Raw genomic sequence first — 23,530 nt, 5'->3', positions numbered from 1 at the left:
TGGGGAACCAGGGTGGGAAAGTTTCAATTCCTTAGTGAGAACGCAGAGCGGTAAACATATCTTTGAAATGTTGCTGAATACTATTCAGGTCTATCGACGACAAACCACTGGCAAAACCAAACCACACATAGAGACCGTTAAGGTCTCTAAACATGGGGGGTAGAAAGGTCGGTGCTTCAATAATGCCTTCCAGATGGTACTGATACAGTACCGGAATATCGTCGAGCGTCACCTTGCCGGCAAATAAAAAGGGTAAAACCTGTGGAGCATCCGAGAGAATGGCAGACTTGATAAAGTTAACCGTCTCGATAAAACCACGCACATAAGAAAGATCCTTGGTAAAGCAGGATCCGCCGGTCACATCGCCGCCGCGGAAAGTGCGTTGGGCAATCGTATAGGCGTCACCTTCACTGAGGCCCTTTTCAGTAAAGTAGCTGTAGACCTCGATAAAATCCGCACCGCGCTCAGCCATATCAATAGCCACCACGCGATCTGAAATCCGTCGTGCGCGATTGGGAAAGGAGCTGAAGGTCAGTGTTTCGATGAGTACCGCCAATCCTTCCTGTATCGCGGTAATGCGGGGTGATCCCACACTTAGCCAAGTCGCCCAGGGTTGTGCTCTTCCGTTAAGGGTTGTACCCAGATGTACCCAGCCCTCGTGTACTTCCAATACCTGAATATCCAACGCTGAAAAGTGTGCCTGACTGTTCACCTTGAGGGTGTCACCGCCGGCGGAGGCATCGGACACAATGCCGTCTGACAGGGCAACCTTGATCGCGCCCGCTGGAAAGTAGGGTTCCAGTCGCGAGCGCAGCTGGGCAACGGCCGTTTCAGCATCGATGGTTTTTGGGTAGGCCGTATTCAGTTTGAGCGCGGCCGGTAGCGAAAAAATATGGGTGAGTCGCTCACTGAGCTCTAGCAGGGTTTTGCGGTCACCGCGCAGGTGATCGCTGGCAGAGCCGTAGAGCTTCTGGGAGTTGTGCATAAAGCCCGGTTTGCCGCGGTGCTGCAGCATATCGACAACGAGCTGATACTGCTCGGCGGTCTGTTGCAGCATCAGGCCCAGTGGATCGCTGGCGCCGAGACTGTTGCGGATGCGCTGCTGCAGATCCCGCAGCGCTGCTTGGGTGCTGGCGGCGTCGAAGTTTAGGCGCTGTTTTTCGTAAAAGGCAGCATCAACCGGTGGCAGGCGCGTGCCACCGTGCGCGAGAAAGTCGACTTTGTATTGATAGGGCCATTTGATGGCATCGAGTACCAGAATGGGTTTCTGCAGAGCCAGCAGTTCATTGGACAGGGCTTTCAGTTGTTCGCGGTAGGTCACGCGGTCTCCTGTTCAGGTTTGTCGAGCACCAGAAAGGCGCGGAGTTTACGCCGCCCAAAGGCTGCCATTCGCACAAAGTTTTCTACCGGAATCGGCGCCCGCCGGTAGTCTGCCGTTTGCCACGGCGCATCCGGTGGATCGGGGTCGTTGATGTAGACAAAGTCCTCATTGGCATTGCTAACAAACACCCAGTGGGGCGCCTTGTTCCGGTTTAGCATCCAGGTGCTGATCAGGGCAACTACTGGACGCTTTAATGACAGTATGGCCTGAATTTCCTGCGCGTTGAGGTTTTGTTGGCGAACGTCCAGCCCGGCAGCCTGCATCTGCTCTTCAAACGTTTTGTGCACGAGAGTAAGTACCCGCTTCTTGTCTTCGCCGCGCACTGAGTCTAGAAAGGGGATCTCGTCGGTATTGATATAGAGCACCGGGCGGTAGCCGCGCGCATGGGCGCTCAAGGCCAGTCCGTGGGGTGAACAACCGCCGTGGCCGGCGGTCATGAAAATGGTGGTGGCTTCGCGCCAGATCTGCAGCTCTTCCTGTGTGGCCGGCACATAGCTTTTGTCGAGGGCCTGCATGGCCATCATAAGAGACGCCGGACCGCAGGTGAACTCGGTGGTCTGCTGGTAGTAAGGCGCGGGTGCGGTAGTGGGTGGCACAGGCAGCAAACGCTTTTCCAGCTGCTCGGCATCGCCACCGTCTTCGTAGTACTGCTTGATATGGGCAAAGGGCTGGTAACCGAACTTGCGGTAAAGCTCCAGCGCGGCGGTATTGCCCGTAGCGACCTCGAGGCGGATAAACAGGCAGTAGCGGCGAGCTGCAATCGCCTCAGCCTGCTCCAGCAGCTTGCTGGCGATGCCTTTGCCCCGGGCCTCCGGTGAGACCGCAATAGAGTAGATGCGCGCCAAACTGGTGCCAGAGCGGAACAGCACCAGCGCATAGCCAAATAAGTTGCCTGCTTCATCGGCTACCAACAGGTTGTGGGCACCCTTGCTGACAAAGCGCATGAAACTGCGGCGCGACAGCTTGTCGGTCGCGAAGCAGGTGTTTTCCAGCTGCAGCAGCTTGTCCACATCAAACTTTGTACCTGCGCGAACAACGACACTCACGAGTTTGCCATTCCTTCCAGAGCAAGTGTAATGACCTGACGGGCGCGCAATAGCACCGATTGTTGCCAGTTCGTATCCTGAGGGTAAAAGAAATCACGCAGGGCTGCCACGGCAGGGTGGTTCTGATCCCGGTTGATGTGCCCATCACGGCATTGTCGATGGTAGCGCTGTTCATCAATGAGGACATGCAGCATTTCATCGGCTGCATAGGTGCCGAATTCCAGCGTGACAAAACTGCCGCGATCGCCCATCAGTCGGTGCCAGAAGTAATCCAGCAAACCAATCTTAGGTGCGGACACCGATTCGCCCAGTGCGCTCGACATGGCGTTGGCGCCATACCACTGGCGGGCTAGTTCAAAACCGGCCGTATTTTGCGGGTGGTCGCTGATAACCTCACCGTAACCGTAGGGGCCGAGGCCGGTATGCAGATCTATTACCGCAATGTGCCGGGCTTTCTGAAACAGGCTGCTCTGTTTGCGCGACTCCAGCCATTCTCGAGACCAGCTCGGACCGTGCCCGCCGAAGTACAAACCGTTCGGGTACTGGTATTGGCCGCGGGTAATACCGTCGAGGGCTGCGTTGTCGAAGCCGTTCAGTCCTTCATCTGCGCGACTGAGCAGGCGATGCATGCTGGCGTAGGCACCGTTGTTGGGCAGGCCGGCTTTGAAGTCGATAAAGTTGCGGTTCAGGTCGATGCCTTCGTGGTCGCAGCGGCGCAGCCACGCAAAGCCCCAGGGGTTCAGGGCGTGAATCATGAGAATGCCGAGCTTGGGGTTTTCCAGCAGTGAGGCCGCTTCAGCGAGAATATCACTTTGTACCGCCGAGCCGACAAAACCTTCAACACCGTGGGTGCCGGAGATCAATACCAGAAGCTGTTCGGGGTTTGGGGACTGCGACAGCAGCAGCCAATCCGAGTGCAGGGCCGTGCCGTCCGGGCCGGCCTGTGGGTGGCGATGCTGAATCCAGTCAAAGCCCGCTAGTGAGCGCAGGTTTTCGGCTCGATTGAGAAAGGTTTTGCGTGCCTGGCGGTAGTCGCTGGCAAAGGCGCTGAGATCGAGAGCGGGCAGAAGAGCGGCCATGGCCAGATACCTGCACAGGGTGGAAAAGTAGCTGAATCATACGCCGCTTTTCGGGTCTGTAAATAAGTATTGCAGGCCTATTGTGAATTCCCTATTTTGGGCTGACAATTCGCCCGATTTCAACGCTTCCCGAGTGAGTGTTCATGCCCCGTTTTTATGTTGTTGTCGACGACCTTTCCGACTGGTCACCCTACTACCCCAGTCAGGATGTGATTACCTTTGAGGACTACCTTGGTGAGGTCGGCAGCCGTGCGGCAGAAAGAGTGCGGGTGGTCAATCTGTGCCGTAATTACAAATACCTCGGCAGTGCCTGGTACTGCGCTCTGCTGGCAGAGGCCCGCGGTCATCACGCCTTTCCTTCGGTGCGAACCTTAAGCGATTTTCGCTCCCGCTCGCTGTCTGATATCCAGCTCGATGGTATCGACCCTTCGCTGCGAAAATTGCCGGCCGGTGACAAGAAAGAAATGAAAGTGCGTATCTGGTTTGGCGAATGTCTGCGCCCGGAATTTGCGCCGCTGGCCAAGAACCTGTTTGAGCGCTTTCCCTGCCCCTTGATGGAGGTGTCACTGGAATTCGACAAACACTGGGAAATCGAGCGCATTCGCCCCATTTCGCTGCGCGACTTGAAGGACAGTGAAGAGCAGGAGGCGTTTGCCAACGCCTTTGAACGCTTCAGTAACAAGCTGTGGCGCAAGCCGCGTGCGGGCAAGCGCTTTCGTTATGACCTGGCGATTCTCGCCAACCCGGAAGAGGATATGCCGCCCAGCGACAAAGTCGCCTTGAAGAAATTTATCAAGGCCGGTGAAGAGCTGGGTATTGCGACTGAGCTGATCACGCCGCGCGATTACATGCGCATCCCGGAATACGATGGGCTGTTTATCCGCGAGACCACCTCAGTGGGTCACCACACCTATCGCTTTGCCAAAAAGGCGGAGGCCGAAGGCATGGTGGTTATCGACGATCCCACCTCGATCCTGCGCTGTACCAATAAGGTGTATCTGGCGGAGCTGCTGAACAAGCAGAATATTCCCACGCCTCAGACCCGCATCCTGCACAAGAGTGACGCGCCAGTGCTGGCGGAAAAGCTGGCCGACATGGAATTTCCGTTGGTGCTGAAAGTGCCGGACGGTTCTTTTTCCCGAGGTGTGGTGAAAGTCGCCAACCGTCAGGAGCTGGAAGAGCAGGGCGGCATGCTGCTGAAAAGCTCGGCCCTGCTGCTGGTACAGGAATATATGTACACCGAATACGACTGGCGCATTGGAGTGATCAACAACAAACCCCTCTATGCCTGCCGATACTACATGGTGAAAAACCACTGGCAGATCTATAAACACGGTGCCGACAGCAGTGTGAAATCCGGCGGCTTTGACGCCATGCCCACCTTCGAAGCCCCGCGTGCGGTTGTGGACGCCGCGCTGGCGGCCTGCAAACTGATCGGCGATGGTTTTTACGGGGTAGATCTGAAGCAGGCGGGCAACCGGGTGGCGGTGATCGAGGTTAACGACAACCCCAGTATCGATTCCGGGGTCGAGGATCAATACCTCGGCAATCAGCTCTACACCTCCTTTATGGAAGAGTTTCTGCGTCGCCTGGAAGACCGTCGTCGCAAGTAGGCTTGGACAGATTTGTTCTAATTTATAACCAAAGGGCATAGCGCTGCGCTGTACTGCCGGCCTGTGCCTCTTCAGCCTTGCGAAAAACCTCTTTATTTTCTTTGGGTTAGCTGGCCTGGCGGTGCCAAGCCCTGGTTTTTGTTTACACCACTGGCGCGGTTCAGCGTGCAGCAGCCTATGTCGCAAATGTTCATTTGTGCCACCTTTCACTACAATGCGCGCACTTTTAATAAGCAGGAAGCGGTGCATTGTCTTTTCGACCTCATTCCCTTGGCAGCGCGTTGGCGCTCACTAGCCTACTGGTGGCCGGCGCAGCTTACGGCCAGAGCGCGGCTGATCCCGATCGTCAGGGTGGTTTTCGCAGCAGACTGGTAGTCGAAGAAGTCGTCGTTCGCGCTCAACGTCGCGAAGAGGATGTGCGCGACGTGCCGATTGCGGTGACGGCTCTCTCCGGTGAGCAACTGAAAACGCTGGGAGTGGCCGACGCGCGTGAGCTCGGTGGCATTGTGCCGGGGCTGGTGGTTTCAGAAGGCGGGCAGGGCGCACCGGTGTATACCCTGCGCGGTGTTGGCTTTACCGACAGCAGCTATTTCGCCACACCGACCACGGCGGTGTATCTGGACGAGGTCAACCTGCCGTATTCCATCATGTCTAAAGGCGCTATCTTCGATGTTGAACAAGTCGAAGTGCTTAAAGGCCCGCAGGGCACCCTGTTTGGTCGCAGTACCACCGGCGGGGCCATTAACTTTATTGCCAACAAGCCGACCACCGAGTTGAGCGCGGGCCTGACGAGCACCTTCAGCCGCTTTGAAACTCGTGACATTGAAGGTTTTGTCAGTGGGCCGCTGTTTGACGGCTTTAACTACCGGTTGGCGGCGCGGGATATCGAGCGGGAAGAGGGCTGGCAATACAGCAATACCGACAAATCCCGCGAGCATGGTCAGCAGGATCGAAGCGCTTTCCGGCTTGCGCTGGAATGGGAGCCCAGCGCAGCACTGAGTTTCTATCTGGTCGGGTCGCGCTGGCGCGATCGCAGCGACGCGCAGGCCGGCCAGCCTATCGCGCTGGTGCCCCAGAATCCGTACGCCGAGGATGAGAATTCCCCGCTGGTTGCCGATAGTGTGCGTGACTACCCCTACGTGAGCCGCGATACAGAAAATAACCGTTCCGCCGAGTGGTGCAGCGGCCACCCGGACTGTGTGCGCTCCGATGGTCGACCGATGGACTTCCAGCTGGATGAAACCTTTGAGCAAATCTCCTTGCAGAGCCGTTGGTATATCAGCGAGAACCTGCAACTCGATCTGCTGGGCTCCTATACCGAGCTTGTCAGCGACGATTCTGAAATCCCGACCGGAGCCTTCAATCAGCGTCATGCGGAGTTGGGCGTTGATGTTGTCATGGAGGTGGTGGACTTTGAGGCCCGCCTGAGCGGCAGCAACGACAGCGAAAGCCTGCGCTGGCTGCTCGGCTACCACAGCACGCCGCGCGACGAGGTCGACGAGTACCTGCACTTGATCATGAGTGGCACGGCCAGTGTAGTTTTCCCGGCGCCGGTGGTGGAGCAGAGCCTGCTCGGCACCGAGTACTACTTTTCGGTCGCCGAATTGGATTACGAATCTCGCGCACCCTATGCCAACGTTGAATGGCAGTTTGCGGAGACGCTTAAATTGGTTGTGGGTGCACGCTACACCGAAGAAGAGCGCTATTTCTCTGGTTGCTCGGGTGCGAAGGAACCGACAAGCGGTATGTACGTTTTATTCCAGTCACTGGCGACCCAGCGCGCGGCCGAAGCCGGCACAACACCTGAAACCGTCGATATCAACGGTTGCTTCAGCGTAGGCGAAGGCGGTGAAGTGGGGGCCTACGAAGAGACCTTGGAAGAGACCAGCCTGTCGTACCGCGCTGTATTGGACTGGACGCCCGCCGACGAGGCCCTGCTGTACACGTCCTATACCCGCGGCTTCAAATCCGGTTCCTTCCCCCTGTTCCAGACCTCTGATCACGCTCAGCTGGAAGCCGTAAAACAGGAGCAGGTGGATGCCTACGAATTGGGTGCCAAGGTTGATGTCTGGGATCGCAAGGCCCACATCAACAGCGCCATCTTCTATTACCGCTACCGCGACAAGCAGCTGTTGTCCCGTTTTAATGATGCGGTCTTTGGTCCGCTGCCAGCCCTGCGCAATGCGCCCAAGTCCAGAGTAAAAGGCGTCGAGTTGGATTTTACTCTGACACCGGTGAATGGCCTGTATCTGGCCGGCGCCATTGCCTATCTTGAAACCGAGATCAGGGAATTTCAGGCGATTAATAATCAGGGGGAAGAGGTCAACCTGGCGGGGCGTGAGTTCAACTACTCGCCCAAGCTGTCTTACTCCCTGACGGCGGATTACAGCCTGCCCGTGTGGGATCAGTATGAGCTGGGCCTTGGCGTGGACTACCACTACGTGGATGAGACCAATTCCAGTATCGAGGGCGACCCCATATTCGCTCACCCGGACTACGGCGTCACCAATGCCCGCATTCGTTTTGGCCGCATCACCAACGACTGGATGCTGACCCTGTGGGGCAAAAACATCCTCAATGAGTACGTGGTGAACAGCGTCCATCAGGGGGTCGGCGACATTAAATACCGGATTACCGGTATGCCCCAGACTTACGGCCTGACACTGGCGCTGAACTACTGAGGCGAGCTTGTTCAAAAAGCGTTCTAAATCAGGCTCAAGCACCTGAAAAACCACAAATTCGCGTCGGGGCGGTTGACACTCAGGGGGCGCTTCCCTATAGTACGCGCCTCGGCAGAAATGCCCCAAAGCGCCTGTAGCTCAGCTGGATAGAGTACCTGGCTACGAACCAGGCGGTCGCACGTTCGAATCGTGCCAGGCGCGCCATACAAACAAAAAGGCCCCGCTCGCAAGAGCGGGGCCTTTTTGTTTGTATGGCTTGTCTAGCCTACAGGCCGCCCCCCGCTTGCCCATTGTGCCTGAACGGAAATGCGCATGAATCTGACAATTTCCGTCGTTTTCCTGTTTACACCCTTTCGGTACGCTCCCTAGCCATCAAAGAACTCATCCAATAAGAACGAACCCATGGCAGGAGATGTTTGAAGCATGAAGTCCATAAAGATACTCCGTAAACCCTGGCTGCTGGCGCTGGGTTTGCTTGCGCCCGCTGTGTTGGCGCAGCAGAAAAACCTGGTGCTGGAGGAAGTCGTTGTTACGGCCCAGAAAAAAGAGGAATCGCTACAGGATACCCCGATCGCGCTGGACGCCTTCGGTGAAGAGGCACTGGAGCGAGAGGGCATTGGTAATGTCGGTGACCTAGCCAATAATGTGCCTGCCCTGAATATTCAGCCCTTTCCCATCAATACCACCACCTTGCGCATTTACATCCGCGGCATCGGCTTGATTGACGCCCAGATTACTCAGGATCCTCCTGTGGGCGTGTATATCGATGGTGCCTACATCGCGCGGTCTTCGTCGCTGGCCACAGAAATTGCCGATTTGCAGCGAATTGAAGTACTGCGGGGCCCGCAGGGTACGCTGTACGGCCGCAACTCGACCGGCGGCGCAGTCAATCTGATTACTCGCCGGCCGAACCCGGATGAGCTACAGTTCAAACAGAGCCTGACCTTTGGTGACCGCGATCTGTTCAACAGCCGGACGATGGCCAATCTGCCGCTGTGGCAGGGTGCTGCTGTCAAGTTTGCTTACCTGACCAAGCAGGTGGATGGTTACATCGAGAATACCGGTTTGGGCGGCGATTTTGGTGATTCGGACACTACCGGCTACCGCTTTGATTTCGGGTGGGATATTAACGATTCCGTCCGGCTGGATTATGCCTACGACAAGGCAGAGGTCACCAATACCAACATGACCTATTCTCACATCCGGCCCTCTGACCCCATCCCCAACCCGAATGGTAACTCGGGTATCGCGTTTACCAACCTGATTAATTCGGGTGCGCGCCAGTTCTATGATTTCAACCTGAGCGGAGATCGTCCGGATGAAATCTTTTCTGCGATTCCGCTCATCGAGGCCGAAAACGATATTTCCGGTCATCAGCTGACGCTGAGCTGGAGTGTCAGTGACTCACTGGAAATTAAATATATTGCGGCACAACGTGATTTGTACGACGCCACACCTACCGTACTGGCAACCGGTGCTCGCAGTGATGGATACCGCCTGGACAATGATCCGATTCTTGGCTTCCCCATTGCGCCGACGCCCGGCGCTGCGGCTATCTGTTCGCCGGTGTGTGTGGGGCGAAGTGTTTACTACGACGGTTTTACCCCCGATATCGATCAAGAGCAGCTTTCTCATGAACTACAGTTCTCGGGCACCTTGTTTGAGGACCGGGTGAGCTATATTGCCGGTTTGTACTACTTCGAGGAAGAAGCGCGTCAGAGCCCGGGTGAAATCGGTCACTTGCTGTCTGGTCCCTTGGGCAGTGATGAGAGCGGTGACAACACGGGAAATCGCATTGAGGTGATGACGCAAGCTCGCTATGACATTGAGAACGAGGCGCGTGCAGCCTTTGCTCAACTGAGCTGGCGGCCGCCTGTACTGGAAGATCGGCTGAACCTGACTCTTGGTTTGCGCCACTCGGAAGATTCGCGCTATGCCCGTTCATTCCGGCGCCAGATTACCTTTGTGGTCATTCCCGGTGATGGTGACAATACCGATCGCGATAACAATGACGCGGCAACACAGTTGTCAGAAGTGTTTTACGACATTGTCGGTGATCGCGACTTTGAGGATTTTTCCTACAGTGTGATTGCGGAGTTTGAGGCAACTGATTCCATTAATCTCTATGCCAAGCGCAATGAGGCTTATAAAAGCGGCGGTTTTAACACGCGGGAGCCGATTAATGACGGTGGTGCGGAGCGCTTTATCAATGGTTTTGATCCGGAGAAAGTTATCGCCTACGAGCTAGGTTTGAAATCACGCCTGTTTGAAAATCGGGTGCAGTTAAATGCCAACGTATTCCAACAGAAGTTTGAAGATCAGCAGCTGAACTTTTCCGTGCCCAATGCGGTTAGCGATACCACGGTAGCTAACGCCGGTGAGTCCACCCTCAAGGGTTTTGAAATGGACACCACCTGGCTGGTTTCTGAAAACCTGATTCTGGTGCTGAACTACGCCTACTTGGATGACTCGATCGAGCCGAGCCGCAACCCGCTGTCGGGTGAGGTTGACGATGGTTTTGTGTTTGATTCAGCCCCTCAGCACGCCTATACGGCGGCGGTAGACTGGACGCTCTGGACGGGCGGTTACGGTCAGCGTCTGGGTTTTAATGCAACCTACTCCTTTACCGATGAGCGCAACGGCGGTGGTCGCGAAGAGTTTGCGACCTTCGATGCGGATCGACAGGATGATTTTGCTGTGCTGAATGCACGTCTCGGACTCTACGATCTTAGCTTGTTTGACGGTGTACTGGATATGGCGCTGTGGAGCAAGAACCTGCTGGATGAAGAGTACAGCATCAACAACGTGCACAACCTGCCGCAGGCGGGGCGTTCGGTTATGTTTGGTGAGCCGCGCAGTTACGGCCTCGATCTGATCTACCGCTGGGGTTATTGAGCTGGGTGAGGTTGAAAGCTCATAGAGGCCGCTTTCGAGCGGCCTTTTTTATGCGCTGAGGTTTTCGCGTATTATTTTTTGTAGTGCTTGGGCGCAGGCTGGCAGTTGCGTGCGAAAGTCGGCGAAACGGCTACTATCGTTGGCTCGCCCTGCTGCCTCAATCTCTTGGCAGAGTGCAGCCACCGCCATAGCGCCCACGGATTGACTGGCACCTTTCAGGCGGTGACTGCTTCTGACAACGTCGGCTAGTGCGATATCACTCAGCCCGCGATCAAGCTCGGTTAAGCCGCAGTCGAGCACCTGCAGGTAGTCCTGCAGCGTTTCTGCCTGCAGGTCGGGGCAGTCCGGCAGGATTTCATTGAGTACCGATGGGTCAAAATCCATTGGCGTGTTTGCTTTATCGGCTGTTACAGCCATTTCTCAAGCGCTTGTTTGATCTCGGGAAGACGCAGCGGTTTGGTGAGAAAGTCATCAATGCCTGAGGCCTGGATGTCGTTCTGCGCTTCGCCGAAAGCATTTGCGGTCAGCATGACGACGGCGGTGCGCGGCCTATTGTCCGTTTTTTCCAGCTCACGGATGGCCTTGCACAAATCGTAGCCATCCATATTAGGCATATGCAAATCGGTAATAACCAGATCGTAGGCCTGCTCCTTCCAGAGCGCCAATGCCTTGCTGCCATCTTCCGCGAGGTCGGCGCTGTAGCCAAAGCGCTTGAGTTGGCGCATCAGAATGTTCTGGTTGACCTCGTCATCTTCGGCGATAAGTATGCGTTGTGTCACGCTGGGTTGTTCTCCGTACTGGGCTCGATATTTTGCAGGAGCTTTTCAAACTCGTCGGCCGGTAGTGGCTTGGAGAACAGGTAACCTTGGGCGTGGTGGCAGGTGGCGGCACTTAGCATGGCTCTCTGTTCTTCAGTTTCAACGCCCTCGGCGACGGTGGTCAGGTTGAGTCGGTTGGCGATTTCGATGCTGCTTTGGACAATCGCGAAGCTCTCTTTTTCTTCCAGCATGGTAGACACAAAACTGCGATCTATCTTCAGTTCCGTGAGTGCAATGCGGCGCAGTTGCTCCATACTTGCAAAACCGGTCCCAAAATCATCAATCGAGATGCCAAAGCCACGCATACGCAACCGAGTGAGATTTTCCAGTGCATAACCCAGATTGGCGATGGCGGCCGATTCTGTGACTTCCAGCGTGACTGCGGAATTAGGTAGGCCAGAGGCTTCCACGATGCTACAGATGCGCTCAGACAAGGCTTTGTTCTGCAGAGAAACGGTAGAAAGATTGACGGCGAGACAAATGTTATAACCCTGTTGGTACCATCCTGCGGCGATCTGGCACGACTGCTCCAGTATTGAAAGCGTCAGCTGGTCAATGTTGCCACTTTGTTCAAGCAGGCCGATAAAACTGTCGGGCGGAATAAAGCCGTTGGTTGGGTGTTGCCAGCGTGCCAGCGCCTCGGCTCCCACTATGCGGTTATCCCGAAGGCAAAATTTGGGTTGGAAGAACGGAATGATTTCTCCACGCTCAATAGCACTCAGCACTTGGCTTACGCTGAAGGCAGCGTCTTCGGTTGATGGTGCTGATTGGGCGCTGATCGCCAGGACTTTGGCTTGCCGTGTAATGGAATCAAGCTGCTTTTGTGACAGGGGTTTTTGGAAGGAGCCGAGTGTGGGCATCGTGAAGGCTTCACACATTAGCTCTACAGAGTGGATGACTCGAATTTCGCGTGCACTCATTAAGGCGATGGGTATCAGTAAGTTGTTATCGCTCAGGTTGCGAATGAACTCCATCCCATCCATCGTCGGCATATCGAGGTCACACAGTATGAAGTCTACTGCATGGCCCGAATGTCTAATAATGTGTAGCGCTTCTGCGCCGTCGCCCGCTTCGAGAACCTCAAGCTGATTGCTTTGCAATTGGCGGGTGATGATTTTTCGCTGAAAATCGTCGTCTTCTACTATTAGCACACGAGCTTTATCGATGGTCGTTCCGCTGGGATACTTCACTTCACGCATTGCGATTCCCATCATTCAGGCACCTCGCCCCGTTTGCTGACCCTAAATCCGTGGGCTTAAGCGCGCGTGGCTTATTGTAGTTTATATGGTCTGCCTTCCCGCTACCAAAGCTGAATAACTGATTAAGTTGGAGTGTAACGTAACTAATAGGCGACATTCTGTTGCTGTGGGGAGGTAATATTCACATTTAATCGAGATTTAGTGTGCAGCCAACAGAAGTCGTTAGAAGCGGTTCACATTCTGTAAATTCTGTGTAGGCAAAGCGAGTTTTGCCTACTTTCTGCGGATTAGCCCATAGTGCCGAACAGTTTGGGGAGATTGGGTTGGTTGTTGCTGCTGCCCATGCCACCGTCAATCACGATCTCGGTGCCTGTGATATAACTCGCTGCTGGCGACAATAAAAAAGCGGTGAGGAGGGCGACATCTTCGGGTTGCCCGGCGCGACCCAGCGCGATCGCATCGAGCCAATCCTTGCGAACTGCATCGATGGATCCGGGAATGGCGGTTAGCGGCGTTTCGATAAAGCCTGGGCACACGGCAACGGCGCGAATATTTTCGGGGCCGTGATCGAGTGCCAGCGTGCGAGTGTAATTGATCACCGCAGCTTTGGCGGCGTTATAGGCGGCGAAGCCATGGTCACCGCGCACACCGCTGAGTGAGGCGATATTGACGATATTGCCACCACCACGTTGACGCAGGTGCGGGATTATCGCTCGGCAGGCGTAGAAAACACCGTGCAGATCGATGTTGATCACTTTGTGCCACTCTTCCAGTGGCATATCGGTGGTGGTGCCGAGGCTGCCTAGTCCGGCGCTATTCACGGCGCCGTCGAGTCCGCCAAAGGCATCGGCTCCCAGCGCGCAGGCGGCTTCTAACTGCGTCAGTTCGGTAACGTCAGTGTGGTGGAAGCGGAGCTGCTCGGGAAACTCGGCGACCAGCGCCTCGCCCGCTTCGGTATTGATGTCTGCGATAACGGCCTGCCCAGCGTGTTCGGCGATATAGCGCACGGTCGCGGCGCCAATGCCAGAGGCGCCGCCGGTGACTAAATAGGCTTTGCCGGAAAAATCGATCTGCATGATAGATGCTCTTGTCAGTGTGTTATTGGATGTCGACAAACTTATTGAGCGTAGCGTGAGGAGTCAATCAGGGGCAGATTACAGGCTGTCCAGAAAGGCGGAGTAATAAGGTGGGGTTGCAGCCGCTGTGCGGGGCAGCGGCTGCAATGAGGTCAGGCGCTTTTCAGCCAGTGGCGGACGGTTGCGAGTTTGACGCAAGTGACGAACACATCCGTCGCTGCTTCGATGTCTGCCACGCTGGGTACACTGGGAGCAATACGAATGTTCTTGTTGTCCGGGTCCTTACCGTAGGGGTAGGTCGCACCAGCCGGGGTCAGTTTAACGCCGGCATCGGCCGCCATGGCGACAACCTCGGTGGCGAGCCCGGGCAGCGTGTTAAACGAGATAAAGTACCCGCCTTCTGGCGTGATCCACTCACCCGCACCGGTGCCGCTCAAGCCGTTCTCGAGACCTCTCAAGACTGCATCAAATCGGGGTTTGAGCATGTCGGCGTGTTGCTTCATGTGCGCGACCAGATTGTCGTAGGTTCTGAAAAACGCGACATGACGGAGCTGGTTAATTTTGTCCGGGCCTATTTGGGTCATGCCCAGATGTTTGCTGAAGTTGGCCAGGTTGCGCTCTGACATGCCCATAAAGGCGACGCCGGCGCCGGCAAAGGTGATCTTGGAGGTGGAGCCAAAAATATACACGCTGTCTTCGGTGCCAGCTTTACGGCAGGCATCCATGATATTGCCGAGCTGGGGGGCGTTTTCACTCAGAAAATGCAGCGCGTAAGCGTTGTCCCAGAAAATTCGGAAGTTGGGCCCCGCGATTTTGCCGAGCTGGGCAAAGCGCTCAACAACGGCGTCGCTGTAAACATGTCCGGTGGGGTTGCTAAAACGAGGCACACACCAGATGCCCTTGATCTTCGGGTCGGCTTTGACGAGGCGCTCAACTTCATCCATGTCGGGACCGTCATCCATCAAGGCCACTGGGATCAGTTCAATACCGAGGGTCTCGGACACGCTGAAGTGGCGGTCGTAGCCGGGAACCGGGGCCAGCATCTTGATAGAGCCTTCCTTCATCCACGCTGAATCCGGGCCATCGACACCGAGATGCATGGCGAAGTGAGCGGCGAAATACATCAGGGTCAGGCTGCTATTGCCACCGACCAGTGTTTCTTCAGGTTTGACGCCGATGACTTGAGAGAAAAGGTCACGCGCTTCGGGAATGCCCAGTAGGCCGCCGTAGTTGCGCAGGTTGGGGTCTTTCAGCGCTTTCTCGCTGATGTCAGCGAGCAGACCATTGGAAAGATTCAATTGATCGGTGCTGGGTTTGCCGCGCGTGAGGTCAAGGTTGAGGCCACGTTGCTTGATGGCGTCAAATTGCTCGCTGAGCTGGCTCTCGAGACTGCGTAGTTCTTCAGCATTCATGTTGGCGTGCAAAACAAATCCCCTTCCGCAAAAGATCAATGGCGCTGGCCGGTTGTCGGCGGCCAATTATACGCAATTCAGGGAGAGAAAAATATGAAGGAGGTGTGCGGTCAGTAAGCTGAATGGCTTATAGACCGGCTGATAGCGCGGTTCGCCGGCTCTGTTGCTGCAGGCGCTCGCGAAGCTGGCGCAGGCTGGAAATCAGCTCGATGCCTTTGTCTTGGTCAAAGTCGATCAGTTTGAGGCCATTCAACAGGTCGCGCTCGATTTGCTGGCCGAGGAAATCGGTATTGGTGTGAATGAGCTTTTCGTCGTCGCAGTGGAGATACCAGAGAATATCGTCTACCAGTGAGAGCGCCTGCTGGGTGGCTATGCCTTCACGGCCGTATTCGAGCCAGATTTTTGCGATGACGCGATTCCATAGGGAATAGATCAGCTTGTATAGCAGCGGTGGGACATCTCCGGCGTTATGGAGTTTTTCGTCGAGCAGGGCGTTGACCTGATCGATCGGATCAGTCGTGGTTGAAGCCGTGTTGGCCTCTGGCTGGTTTTCGCTGTCCACTCTATGCATCTGGTAGGCCAGATAATCGGTCAATTCCTGATGCAAGGCTTTCAGCAAGGTGCGGTCACCGCGATGGCCATTGTCCAGCGTAATGCCGGTGTCGATGGACTGCTTGACGTTGATCAGCATTTGCCGACGCTGATCGGGCGAGCTTTCTACCCACTGGGCAACTGTCGCTGTGACTTGATGAATCAGCTGCTTGGCCGGATGCAGGGCTTGCATGAAAAGGTTGCGGTCACTGAGTGCGACGCTGTCTACGATAGGGCGAATCCGTTCCGACAGCTTTTGCAGCGAGCGGGGTACGTGCTCCATCGTATTGAGGGGCTGGAATAGCTTGTCGACGTCAGACAGTAACTCGTCGTCGCTGTACACCTTGTGCTCAAGTTCATCGTGCGGATGGAGCCAGCGATCACGGAATTGTCGGGCCGATTGACTTAGCGAATCCAGATCATTCAGCTTGGACCTCAGTTCCTCAAGTCGCTTCTGGGTCATGGAGCGTGTGGACGCGTCGATAGCCGGGTTTCGCAGCTTGGTCTCGAGATGCTGAATCCAGGCTTCGATATTGGCGCGACGGTCAATATTCGACGTGTCAGGGGAGTCGATCAGTTTACTAAGAGCGGCGTACAGAGAGTCGAGCTGGCTGTTGAATTCAGCGTCGAACACGCTGCGGGCGGTCTGACTCGCTGGTTGGGCCGGATCGATCAGATTAAAGGCCCGCTGAAACAAGGTGGTGAGAACCTCGGGGCGGAGAACCAAACAGAATGAATACAGATCATCGTCGTAGCTGGTCGCGCTGAGTAGGGTCTTGAAGTCGGGAGAGGTTCGTTGCGCAGGAATGACGGCAACAGAGGTGTCTTCGCCAAACAGGGCTTTGCTGAGCAGATGTTGGAAAGACGCGGAAATCTTCCCGCTGTGATTTTCAAGGTACTTATGGTGCTTGAAAAACATCAGGGCGGTTTCACGATTTGAATTGCTCATGGCCTTATCGAGCAATTTTTGCGATAGAGCATCCACACAAGGTGAAATATGCCTTTCTACCCACTGAGCCACTTGCAGATGAAAGGATTCCAGCGATGCATGCCCCCCAGCAACTTGCATAGCCTGATCTCCGGCTTCAGAGTCACAATCCGTTGTGTGACACAATGCGAAATTATTAGTGGTGCTGCCTTGATCATACTTTGATCAAATTGACACTGTAAAGTTTTAAATGGTCCCAAATTCGGCAAACAAGCTCTTAAAGTGTGATGCAGGGCATAAATTTTGCGTATTAGGCTATATCTTAGGGAGCTTCTGCTAACACGATGGCGCGCTTGGGGGCGGGATACCCTTCGATAGTTAGCTCTGGCTGCTCAGAGTTAATAAATTGCGCCAGTGAGTGAAATTGCATCCAGCCGGTGCGGCGCTGTTCGTCGGTGCTGGTAGTGGTAACGTCGACGGTTCGCACGTTCTTGAAGCCGGTTTTTCTGAGCCACAGTTCCAGCATATCGGTGCTGGGCAGGAACCAAACATTGCCCATCCGCGCGTAGCGCCCTTCCGGGACCAGGCAGTCGCTAGGACCGCCATCGATGACAAGTGTTTCCAGTACCAGCTCGCCGCCGGCGCGAAGCGTGTCGCGAAGTTGCAGCAGGTGGTCGATGGGCGAGCGACGGTGGTAGAGAATGCCCATGGAAAAAACGGTATCAAATGCCTTGAGTCCGGCCGGCACGTGTTCAATGCCGAGTGGCAGTACGCCCACACGCTGGTCCTGAATGAAGTGCTGTAGGGCTTGGAACTGCACAATAAATAGCGGCGTCGGATCGATGCCCAACACCAAGTCCGCGCCTGCACCCCGCATGCGCCAGCAGTGATAGCCGCTGCCGCAGCCCACGTCTAGTACAGTGCGCCCTTCCAGCGGCGCAATATGAGGGGCCAGACGCTGCCATTTCCAGTCGGAGCGCCACTCGGTATCAATAAAGGTATCGAAAACCTGAAAGGGGCCTTTGCGCCAGGGGTGCAGACCGCGCAGGGCCTGTTCGATCTGTTGCTGCTGTGTTTCGTTGGTCGGGCCGTCGACAGTGATCGTATCGCTGTCCAGATTTATTAGGCTTGGTTTGAGTTCTGGTAGCGCGTGCAGGCTTTCCAGCCAGCGGGGCAGATCGCCGTATCGCTTCAGGCTGAGGCCTGCCTCGATATCGGCCTCAATAGTCGCGAGCCAGGGTTCCAGCGCTGTGCCGCGAAAGCCGGAGAGGAATGCATCAAAATTCACGACTTTATGGCCACCAGCGAAGCGAAGTTAAAGCACTGAAACCAGACGTCTACGCTGCTGAAGCCAGCGCGGGCCAGTCGCTGTTCGTGGGTATCTATGGTTTCCGGTTGCAGTACGTTTTCCAGTGCGCTGCGTTTCTGGGCGATTTCCAGATCGCTGTAGCCGTTGGACTTCTTGAATGCGTGATGAAGGTCAGTGTTCAGTTCCTGCAAGTGGTCATCGGCGAAACGAATTTTCTCAGAGAGGATTAGCACTCCGCCGGGCACCATGCCTTGATAGATGGCGTCGAGCAGTGTGTCACGGGTTTCTGGCTCAAGGAACTGGAGGGTGAAGTTCAGCACGACGACCGAGGCATTTTCTATCGCAATATCGCGAATGTCGGCGCAGACCGCGTCTACCGTCACCGGGAAATCCTGCAGCCGTTCTGTCAGTCGTGTCAGCATGGCTTCGGAGTTATCGACCGCGACAATGGTGCAATTTCGATCACCCAGATATTGGGCCATGGAAAAGCTGCTGGCGCCTAGTGAGCAGCCGAGATCGTAGCAGCGGGTTCCTGCTTTGGCATAGCGATCGGCCATTACCCCGGTCATGGCGACAATGGTGCTGTAGCCGGGCACCGAGCGCTGGATCATATCGGGAAATACGGCAGCCACCCGGTCGTCAAAGGCAAAGCGATCAATGGCTTCGCGCGGGGTGGCGTAGATGTTGTCTCGTGAATCAGTCATGACAGCGGCGCGGTTTAACACGCCGCGATTTTAGCACAGCATAGCGTTCAGTTTCGGAAGAACCAGCGCAAACCGATTTCGTATTCGGTCAGATCGAGATCGTCGTAGTCGCGCAGGGTGGCTGAGAGACCGAGGGAGGAGTGGAAGTTGTAGACGGTTTCTACGACGAAGGTGGTGTCTCTGAAGACCACGTCGGTTTCGCCTGCTTCCAAAGCAAATTGCCACTGAGGTGTTGCTTGATAGCGTGCGCCGACATAGTTGTACCAGCCTCGCTCGGTCGGTCGGTTACGAAGTTCAAGTTCGTTGTGATCGCCGCCGATGTAAAGCCACAGTGATTCGGAAACGGGATAACGAAATCCAACGCCGTACGCCGTCCAGGTTTCTTGTTGGACGTTCGGAGGCATTTGCACGTTTCCGTCGTGGTAGCGAGCGCGAAATTGCACGTAGTCCCCTGCCGATACTCCAGTTTTGACAGTCGCTGAGCTGCTATCTGTGTAGTTGTGCCAGTCGGTGTTTTGTTGAGAGTAGGCGAGGTCGATATAGTCGAAGGGCTCTGAGGCGAAGGCGGCATTGGTGAAAAGCAGGGTGAAGAGAGTTAGGGCTTTTTTCACTGTGAACAATCCGGGGGCTATTTTTGTGTGGGAAGAATAGCGGAAAAATCTGGAGGTGGCGATGTCTGGAGATTGTGGCGAGTTTGGCGGGGCGGATGAATCACAACAGCCTTTGGGCTGTTGTGACCCTGCGGGCTCGCTGCGCTCGTTCTAAATGCTCCTATGGTCGCATTTGGTCGAACCGCTTCGGCGGTTCTCGTCCGGCCACAATGCACCAGACATAAAAAACCCACCGCGAGGGTGGGTTTTTTTATGTCTGGTAGCAAGGGGCGGATTCGAACCGCCGACCCCAACATTATGAGTGTTGTGCTCTAACCAACTGAGCTACCTTGCCGCAAAGAGGCGCGCATTTTCCTGGGCTGACGGTGGTTTGTCAAGCTGAACAGGGGCGCTTTTACACGTTAAATCGGAAATGCACCACGTCGCCGTCTTTGACGATGTAGTCCTTGCCTTCCAGTCGCCACTTACCAGCGTCCTTCGCGCCTTGCTCACCCTTGTACTGGATGTAGTCGTCGTAGGCGATGACTTCGGCTCGGATAAAGCCTTTTTCAAAATCTGTATGGATTTTGCCGGCGGCCTGGGGGGCGGTGGCGCCGACGGGGATAGTCCAGGCACGGACTTCCTTGGGGCCGGCAGTGAGATAGGTGTGCAGGCCGAGCAACTGATAGCCGGCATGGATCACGCGGTCGAGGCCTGGCTCTTCCATGCCGAGATCGGCGAGGAATTCAGCTTTCTCGTCGTCTTCAAGCTCGGCGATTTCGGCTTCCAGCTTGTTGCAGATAGGAACAACCACGGCGTTTTCAGCGGCGGCGATTTCGCGTACGGCATCGAGGTAGGGATTGTTTTCGAAACCATCCTCGTTAACGTTAGCGATATACATGGTGGGCTTGGTGGTCAGCAGGTGGAGCTGTTTCACCAGTGCTTTTTCATTGTCGTTCAGTGTCAGAGAGCGAACCGGCTTGCCTTCGTCGAGGTGGGGCTGGAGCTTTTCCAGTACCGCCTTCATGGCAATGGCTTCCTTGTCGCCGCTCTTGGCGGTGCGAACCACTTTTTGCAGTTGTTTCTCGACGCTTTCAAGGTCGGCCAGTGCCAGTTCGGTGTTGATTACGTCAATATCTTCGGCGGGGTTTACTTTGTTCGCCACATGAATGACGTTGTCGTTGTCAAAGCAGCGGACTACGTGGGCGATGGCGTCCGTTTCGCGGATGTTGGCGAGGAACTGGTTGCCGAGGCCTTCACCTTTGGAGGCGCCCGCCACCAGACCGGCGATATCTACAAACTCCATCGTTGCCGGAATCACTTTTTCCGGTTTAACGATGTCCTGAATTGCCTTCAGACGCGGATCAGGTACGGCAACGATGCCGGAGTTGGGCTCGATAGTGCAAAAGGGGAAGTTCTCCGCGTCGATACCCGCCTGTGTCAGCGCGTTAAACAGGGTGGATTTGCCCACATTGGGAAGGCCAACAATGCCGCAGTTAAAACCCATGCTTAGGATTCCTTGAAAGTGTGTAGCCGGTTCATGGCTTTGCTCATATCGCCGGCGATGACATCGGGCAATATGCGCAGGGATTCGTCGATAGCCGCCATAATGCGCTCGCGATCGTCCTGGCTGGGTTTGTTCAGTACATAGCCGGAGACCTTGCTGGCGTGGCCGGGGTGGCCGATGCCAATGCGCAGGCGGTGAAAGTCTTTCTGGTTGCCCAGCGCTTTTACAATATCGCGCAGGCCGTTGTGCCCGCCGATGCCGCCGCCGGTTTTCAGGCGCGCAGTGCCGGGCTCGATATCCAGCTCGTCGTGGACGATGAGTACCTCGTCGAGGGGTATCTTGAAGAAATTGATAATGTTGCCAACCGCCTGACCGCTGAGGTTCATATACACCGAGGGGATCAGCAGACGAATATCGCTGCCGCCAAGGCGGATTTTTGCAGTGCGGGCGTTAAATCGGCTTTCGCCAGATAGCGCAACGCCGGATTGCCTTGCCAGTTCTTCAACCAGCCAGGCTCCGGCGTTGTGGCGTGTCTCTTCATATTCCCGGCCCGGGTTGCCCAGGCCGGCTATGAGTTGAATTGCCATCGCAGAAGAGAATTAGTCTTCAGACTTCTCTTCGGCTGCGTCGTCGCCACCTTCCTCAGCAGCGTCGTCTTCCTGGACGCCGCCACGTGGAGTTACCACGTTGGCAACCGGCAGGTCGTGATCTTCGCCGTGCGACAGAGCAACGCTCTCAACGCCTTCGGGCAATGTCAGGTCAGAGATGTGCAGAGTCTGGCCGACTTCGACGTTGAGCATGTCAACTTCGATGAATTCGGGCAGGTCTTTCGGCAGACAGGTTACTTCCAGCTCGGTCATGGCGTGGGCCACGATACCGCCCTGCATTTTCACGCCGTGGCACTTCTCTTCGTTGATGAAGTGCAGCGGAACACGCATGGTGATCTTGGTGGTGGCATCAACACGCAGAAAGTCAGCGTGAGTGATCTGGGCCTTGGAAGGGTGGCGCTGAAGGTCTTTCAGTACAACCTGCTCAGAGCCGGCACCGTCGATTTCCAGAGTGATCAGGCTGGTGTAGAAAGACTCGTCTTCCAGATCCTTGATCAGATCCTTTTGCAGAACAGAGATGTTCATCGGATCTTTTTTGCCACCGTAAACAATGGCTGGAACTTCATTCGCCAGACGACGCAGGCGGCGGCTCGCACCTTTCCCCGCGTCCTGACGCACTTTTGCGTTCAGAGTATATTCGCTCATCGTATGTCCTCCGATGTGGGCGATTCACTGTCTTACCTGCGACCGGTTTGACAGCGGATTTTTAAATGTCCGTCAGTGCCTGTTGCTGGGATTTAGCGGAACAGCGCGCTGATGGACTCTTCATTGCTGACCCGGCGGATGGATTCCGCGAGCAGCGACGACAGGGTGAGCTGTCGAATTCGTGTGCAGGCTTTCGCTTCCGGGCTGAGCGGGATGGTGTCAGTAACCACCAGCTCGTCCAGTTCGGAATTCTCAATGTTTTCTACCGCCTTGCCAGACAGCACAGGGTGAGTACAGTAGGCCACAACCTTGGCGGCGCCGTTGGCTTTCAGTGCGCCGGCGGCTTTGCACAGGGTGCCGGCGGTGTCGACCATGTCATCGACCATGATGCAGGTGCGGTCTTTGACTTCACCGATAATGTGCATCACTTGAGTTTCGTTGGCCTTGGGGCGGCGCTTGTCGATAATTGCCAAGTCGGCGTCATTAAGTTGTTTGGCAATGGCGCGGGCGCGCACCACACCGCCGATGTCAGGAGAAACCACCATGGCATCGGCATGGAACTGCTTGGCGATATCGTCCAGCAGTACCGGAGAGCCGTAGACGTTATCCACCGGGATATCGAAAAAGCCCTGAATCTGTTCCGCGTGCAGATCAACAGTCAGTACGCGGTTGATACCTACGCGGCTCAGAATATCGGCGACGACCTTGGCGCTGATCGGTACGCGCTGCGAACGCACTCGGCGATCCTGGCGGGCGTAACCGAAGTAGGGCAATACCGCTGTGATGCGGCCGGCGGAGGCGCGGTGCAGGGCATCGGCCATCACCGCGACTTCCATCAGGTTGTCGTTGGTGGGAGCGCAGGTTGGCTGGAGAATAAAGACGTCGGCGCCGCGTACGTTCTCGTTGATTTCCACCATAATTTCGCCGTCGCTGAACTTGTCGACGGTGGCATCACCCAGCGGGATGTGCAGGTGGTCTACGACTTTGCGGGCCAGTTCCGGGTTGGCATTCCCGGTGAAGATCATCATTTTTGACACGGTTTTGCGGTCCTGTCTTTCTGATCGCCTGGAGTATGGAAACACATGCGGCGTTAAATTCCCCAAGGCTCTGCCCTGAGCCCTGACAGCTATCACGCCGCCGGAAAAATCGCGGGGCCTGAACGAAAAATAGCTGCGGTTGCAGCTACATCACTATATAGAACGATGTCGGTAAGGTTGGGTGGGTAGCGTCAGGAGGCGGGCTGCGTCGCTGTCGCTCCTTGTCCCAACTGTTGCACAGTTGGTCGAACCTCTTTCGGTTCGAACCCCCCCCCGCCGGGGAGGATTTTGCCAAGTGCGCAATAAACCGCAGACTTGTGCGGTCTTTCCGAGTAATGGCTGGGGCGGGAGGATTCGAACCTCCGAATGACGGGATCAAAACCCGTTGCCTTGCCGCTTGGCGACGCCCCA

General features: G+C 55.7%; 19 protein-coding genes and 3 tRNA genes. 4 read left to right on the top strand and 18 right to left on the bottom strand.

The annotated features are described in order from the left end of the window. Window positions 1–31: 31 nt before the first annotated feature. Genes FHR99_RS07050 through FHR99_RS07040 form a run of 3 tightly spaced genes read right to left on the bottom strand, consistent with a single transcriptional unit; the run spans window position 32 to window position 3,506 of the window. Complete coding sequence (locus FHR99_RS07050) at window positions 32–1,321, bottom strand: flavohemoglobin expression-modulating QEGLA motif protein (RefSeq protein ID WP_183409800.1); 1,290 nt, start codon at window positions 1,319–1,321, stop codon at window positions 32–34. Next, window positions 1,318–2,427: a peptidase C39 family protein gene (locus FHR99_RS07045; RefSeq protein WP_183409799.1), complete on the bottom strand. Its 1,110-nt coding sequence runs from the start codon at window positions 2,425–2,427 to the stop codon at window positions 1,318–1,320. Before FHR99_RS07045 ends, FHR99_RS07050 begins: the two co-directional genes overlap by 4 nt. Next, complete coding sequence (locus tag FHR99_RS07040) at window positions 2,424–3,506, bottom strand: DUF2817 domain-containing protein (protein WP_183409798.1); 1,083 nt, start codon at window positions 3,504–3,506, stop codon at window positions 2,424–2,426. The genes FHR99_RS07045 and FHR99_RS07040 overlap by 4 nt, the downstream gene beginning before the upstream one ends. Window positions 3,507–3,649: 143 nt before the next feature. On the opposite strand from FHR99_RS07040, the gene FHR99_RS07035 reads away from it, so the two are divergent. From FHR99_RS07035 to FHR99_RS07020, 4 genes are all read left to right on the top strand, one after another. Continuing rightward, the gene (locus tag FHR99_RS07035; protein ID WP_183409797.1) at window positions 3,650–5,119 is read left to right on the top strand and encodes a RimK family protein; all 1,470 of its coding nucleotides are present in this window, start codon (window positions 3,650–3,652) and stop codon (window positions 5,117–5,119) included. 248 nt (window positions 5,120–5,367) lie between these two features. Further along, window positions 5,368–7,800 (top strand): TonB-dependent receptor, encoded by a 2,433-nt coding sequence (locus FHR99_RS07030; RefSeq protein WP_183409796.1) that lies wholly within the window; start codon window positions 5,368–5,370, stop codon window positions 7,798–7,800. A 127-nt stretch (window positions 7,801–7,927) separates the two neighbouring features. Next, a tRNA-Arg gene (locus FHR99_RS07025) sits at window positions 7,928–8,004 on the top strand. A gap of 219 nt (window positions 8,005–8,223) precedes the next feature. Next, window positions 8,224–10,695: a TonB-dependent receptor gene (locus FHR99_RS07020; RefSeq protein WP_183409795.1), complete on the top strand. Its 2,472-nt coding sequence runs from the start codon at window positions 8,224–8,226 to the stop codon at window positions 10,693–10,695. A gap of 48 nt (window positions 10,696–10,743) precedes the next feature. Here FHR99_RS07020 and FHR99_RS07015 read toward each other — a convergent pair whose 3' ends face one another. The 15 genes from FHR99_RS07015 to FHR99_RS06945 all read right to left on the bottom strand — a co-directional run bounded on the left by FHR99_RS07015 (window position 10,744) and on the right by FHR99_RS06945 (window position 23,530). Next, window positions 10,744–11,079: an Hpt domain-containing protein gene (locus tag FHR99_RS07015; protein ID WP_183409794.1), complete on the bottom strand. Its 336-nt coding sequence runs from the start codon at window positions 11,077–11,079 to the stop codon at window positions 10,744–10,746. A 23-nt stretch (window positions 11,080–11,102) separates the two neighbouring features. Continuing rightward, window positions 11,103–11,474 carry a response regulator gene (locus tag FHR99_RS07010; RefSeq protein ID WP_183409793.1) on the bottom strand — a complete coding sequence of 124 codons (372 nt, stop codon included), beginning with the start codon at window positions 11,472–11,474 and terminating at the stop codon, window positions 11,103–11,105. Continuing rightward, window positions 11,471–12,727 carry a two-component system response regulator gene (locus FHR99_RS07005; protein ID WP_183409792.1) on the bottom strand — a complete coding sequence of 419 codons (1,257 nt, stop codon included), beginning with the start codon at window positions 12,725–12,727 and terminating at the stop codon, window positions 11,471–11,473. Before FHR99_RS07005 ends, FHR99_RS07010 begins: the two co-directional genes overlap by 4 nt. 272 nt (window positions 12,728–12,999) lie before the next feature. Beyond that, window positions 13,000–13,788, bottom strand: coding sequence for an SDR family NAD(P)-dependent oxidoreductase (locus FHR99_RS07000; RefSeq protein ID WP_183409791.1), 789 nt, complete (start codon window positions 13,786–13,788; stop codon window positions 13,000–13,002). 152 nt (window positions 13,789–13,940) lie between these two features. After that, window positions 13,941–15,200, bottom strand: a complete 1,260-nt coding sequence (locus FHR99_RS06995; protein ID WP_183410200.1) for an aspartate aminotransferase type Ic — start codon at window positions 15,198–15,200, stop codon at window positions 13,941–13,943. Window positions 15,201–15,327: 127 nt separating this feature from the next. After that, window positions 15,328–16,860 carry a DUF1631 family protein gene (locus FHR99_RS06990; protein ID WP_183409790.1) on the bottom strand — a complete coding sequence of 511 codons (1,533 nt, stop codon included), beginning with the start codon at window positions 16,858–16,860 and terminating at the stop codon, window positions 15,328–15,330. A 181-nt stretch (window positions 16,861–17,041) separates the two neighbouring features. Continuing rightward, on the bottom strand, window positions 17,042–18,007 hold the full coding sequence (gene cmoB, locus FHR99_RS06985; protein WP_183409789.1) for a tRNA 5-methoxyuridine(34)/uridine 5-oxyacetic acid(34) synthase CmoB: 966 nt from the start codon (window positions 18,005–18,007) through the stop codon (window positions 17,042–17,044). Further along, the gene (gene cmoA, locus FHR99_RS06980) at window positions 18,004–18,732 is read right to left on the bottom strand and encodes a carboxy-S-adenosyl-L-methionine synthase CmoA (protein ID WP_183409788.1); all 729 of its coding nucleotides are present in this window, start codon (window positions 18,730–18,732) and stop codon (window positions 18,004–18,006) included. The genes cmoB and cmoA overlap by 4 nt, the downstream gene beginning before the upstream one ends. A 47-nt stretch (window positions 18,733–18,779) precedes the next feature. Further along, window positions 18,780–19,343 (bottom strand): outer membrane beta-barrel protein, encoded by a 564-nt coding sequence (locus FHR99_RS06975; RefSeq protein WP_183409787.1) that lies wholly within the window; start codon window positions 19,341–19,343, stop codon window positions 18,780–18,782. Between the two features lie 257 nt (window positions 19,344–19,600). Then, a tRNA-Met gene (locus FHR99_RS06970) sits at window positions 19,601–19,677 on the bottom strand. Between the two features lie 60 nt (window positions 19,678–19,737). Beyond that, window positions 19,738–20,829 (bottom strand): redox-regulated ATPase YchF, encoded by a 1,092-nt coding sequence (ychF, locus tag FHR99_RS06965; protein ID WP_183409786.1) that lies wholly within the window; start codon window positions 20,827–20,829, stop codon window positions 19,738–19,740. 2 nt (window positions 20,830–20,831) lie between these two features. Further along, window positions 20,832–21,416: an aminoacyl-tRNA hydrolase gene (gene pth / locus FHR99_RS06960; protein ID WP_183409785.1), complete on the bottom strand. Its 585-nt coding sequence runs from the start codon at window positions 21,414–21,416 to the stop codon at window positions 20,832–20,834. A 12-nt stretch (window positions 21,417–21,428) separates the two neighbouring features. Next, a complete protein-coding gene (locus FHR99_RS06955) occupies window positions 21,429–22,082 on the bottom strand; it encodes a 50S ribosomal protein L25/general stress protein Ctc (protein ID WP_183409784.1) in 654 nt (217 codons plus the stop codon). 92 nt (window positions 22,083–22,174) lie between these two features. After that, a complete protein-coding gene (locus FHR99_RS06950; RefSeq protein ID WP_183409783.1) occupies window positions 22,175–23,119 on the bottom strand; it encodes a ribose-phosphate diphosphokinase in 945 nt (314 codons plus the stop codon). 336 nt (window positions 23,120–23,455) lie between these two features. Further along, window positions 23,456–23,530: transfer RNA gene (locus FHR99_RS06945), tRNA-Gln, on the bottom strand.

Source organism: Litorivivens lipolytica (assembly GCF_014191715.1).
In the GTDB taxonomy this organism is placed as follows: Bacteria; Pseudomonadota; Gammaproteobacteria; order Pseudomonadales; family Spongiibacteraceae; genus Litorivivens; species Litorivivens lipolytica.
This window is presented reverse-complemented; position numbering and strand designations above follow the sequence as displayed.

What these genes read in the sequence shown, in the direction of transcription:
- FHR99_RS07000 (WP_183409791.1), bottom strand. Translation starts at nt 13,788, where the DNA reads ATGCAGATCGATTTTTCCGGCAAAGCCTATTTAGTCACCGGCGGCGCC.
- ychF (WP_183409786.1), bottom strand. Translation starts at nt 20,829, where the DNA reads ATGGGTTTTAACTGCGGCATTGTTGGCCTTCCCAATGTGGGCAAATCC.
- FHR99_RS07015 (WP_183409794.1), bottom strand. Translation starts at nt 11,079, where the DNA reads ATGGATTTTGACCCATCGGTACTCAATGAAATCCTGCCGGACTGCCCC.
- FHR99_RS07040 (WP_183409798.1), bottom strand. Translation starts at nt 3,506, where the DNA reads ATGGCCGCTCTTCTGCCCGCTCTCGATCTCAGCGCCTTTGCCAGCGAC.
- FHR99_RS07020 (WP_183409795.1), top strand. Translation starts at nt 8,224, where the DNA reads ATGAAGTCCATAAAGATACTCCGTAAACCCTGGCTGCTGGCGCTGGGT.
- FHR99_RS06995 (WP_183410200.1), bottom strand. Translation starts at nt 15,200, where the DNA reads ATGAATGCTGAAGAACTACGCAGTCTCGAGAGCCAGCTCAGCGAGCAA.
- FHR99_RS06990 (WP_183409790.1), bottom strand. Translation starts at nt 16,860, where the DNA reads ATGCAAGTTGCTGGGGGGCATGCATCGCTGGAATCCTTTCATCTGCAA.
- cmoA (WP_183409788.1), bottom strand. Translation starts at nt 18,732, where the DNA reads ATGACTGATTCACGAGACAACATCTACGCCACCCCGCGCGAAGCCATT.
- FHR99_RS07035 (WP_183409797.1), top strand. Translation starts at nt 3,650, where the DNA reads ATGCCCCGTTTTTATGTTGTTGTCGACGACCTTTCCGACTGGTCACCC.
- FHR99_RS06955 (WP_183409784.1), bottom strand. Translation starts at nt 22,082, where the DNA reads ATGAGCGAATATACTCTGAACGCAAAAGTGCGTCAGGACGCGGGGAAA.
- FHR99_RS07005 (WP_183409792.1), bottom strand. Translation starts at nt 12,727, where the DNA reads ATGATGGGAATCGCAATGCGTGAAGTGAAGTATCCCAGCGGAACGACC.
- pth (WP_183409785.1), bottom strand. Translation starts at nt 21,416, where the DNA reads ATGGCAATTCAACTCATAGCCGGCCTGGGCAACCCGGGCCGGGAATAT.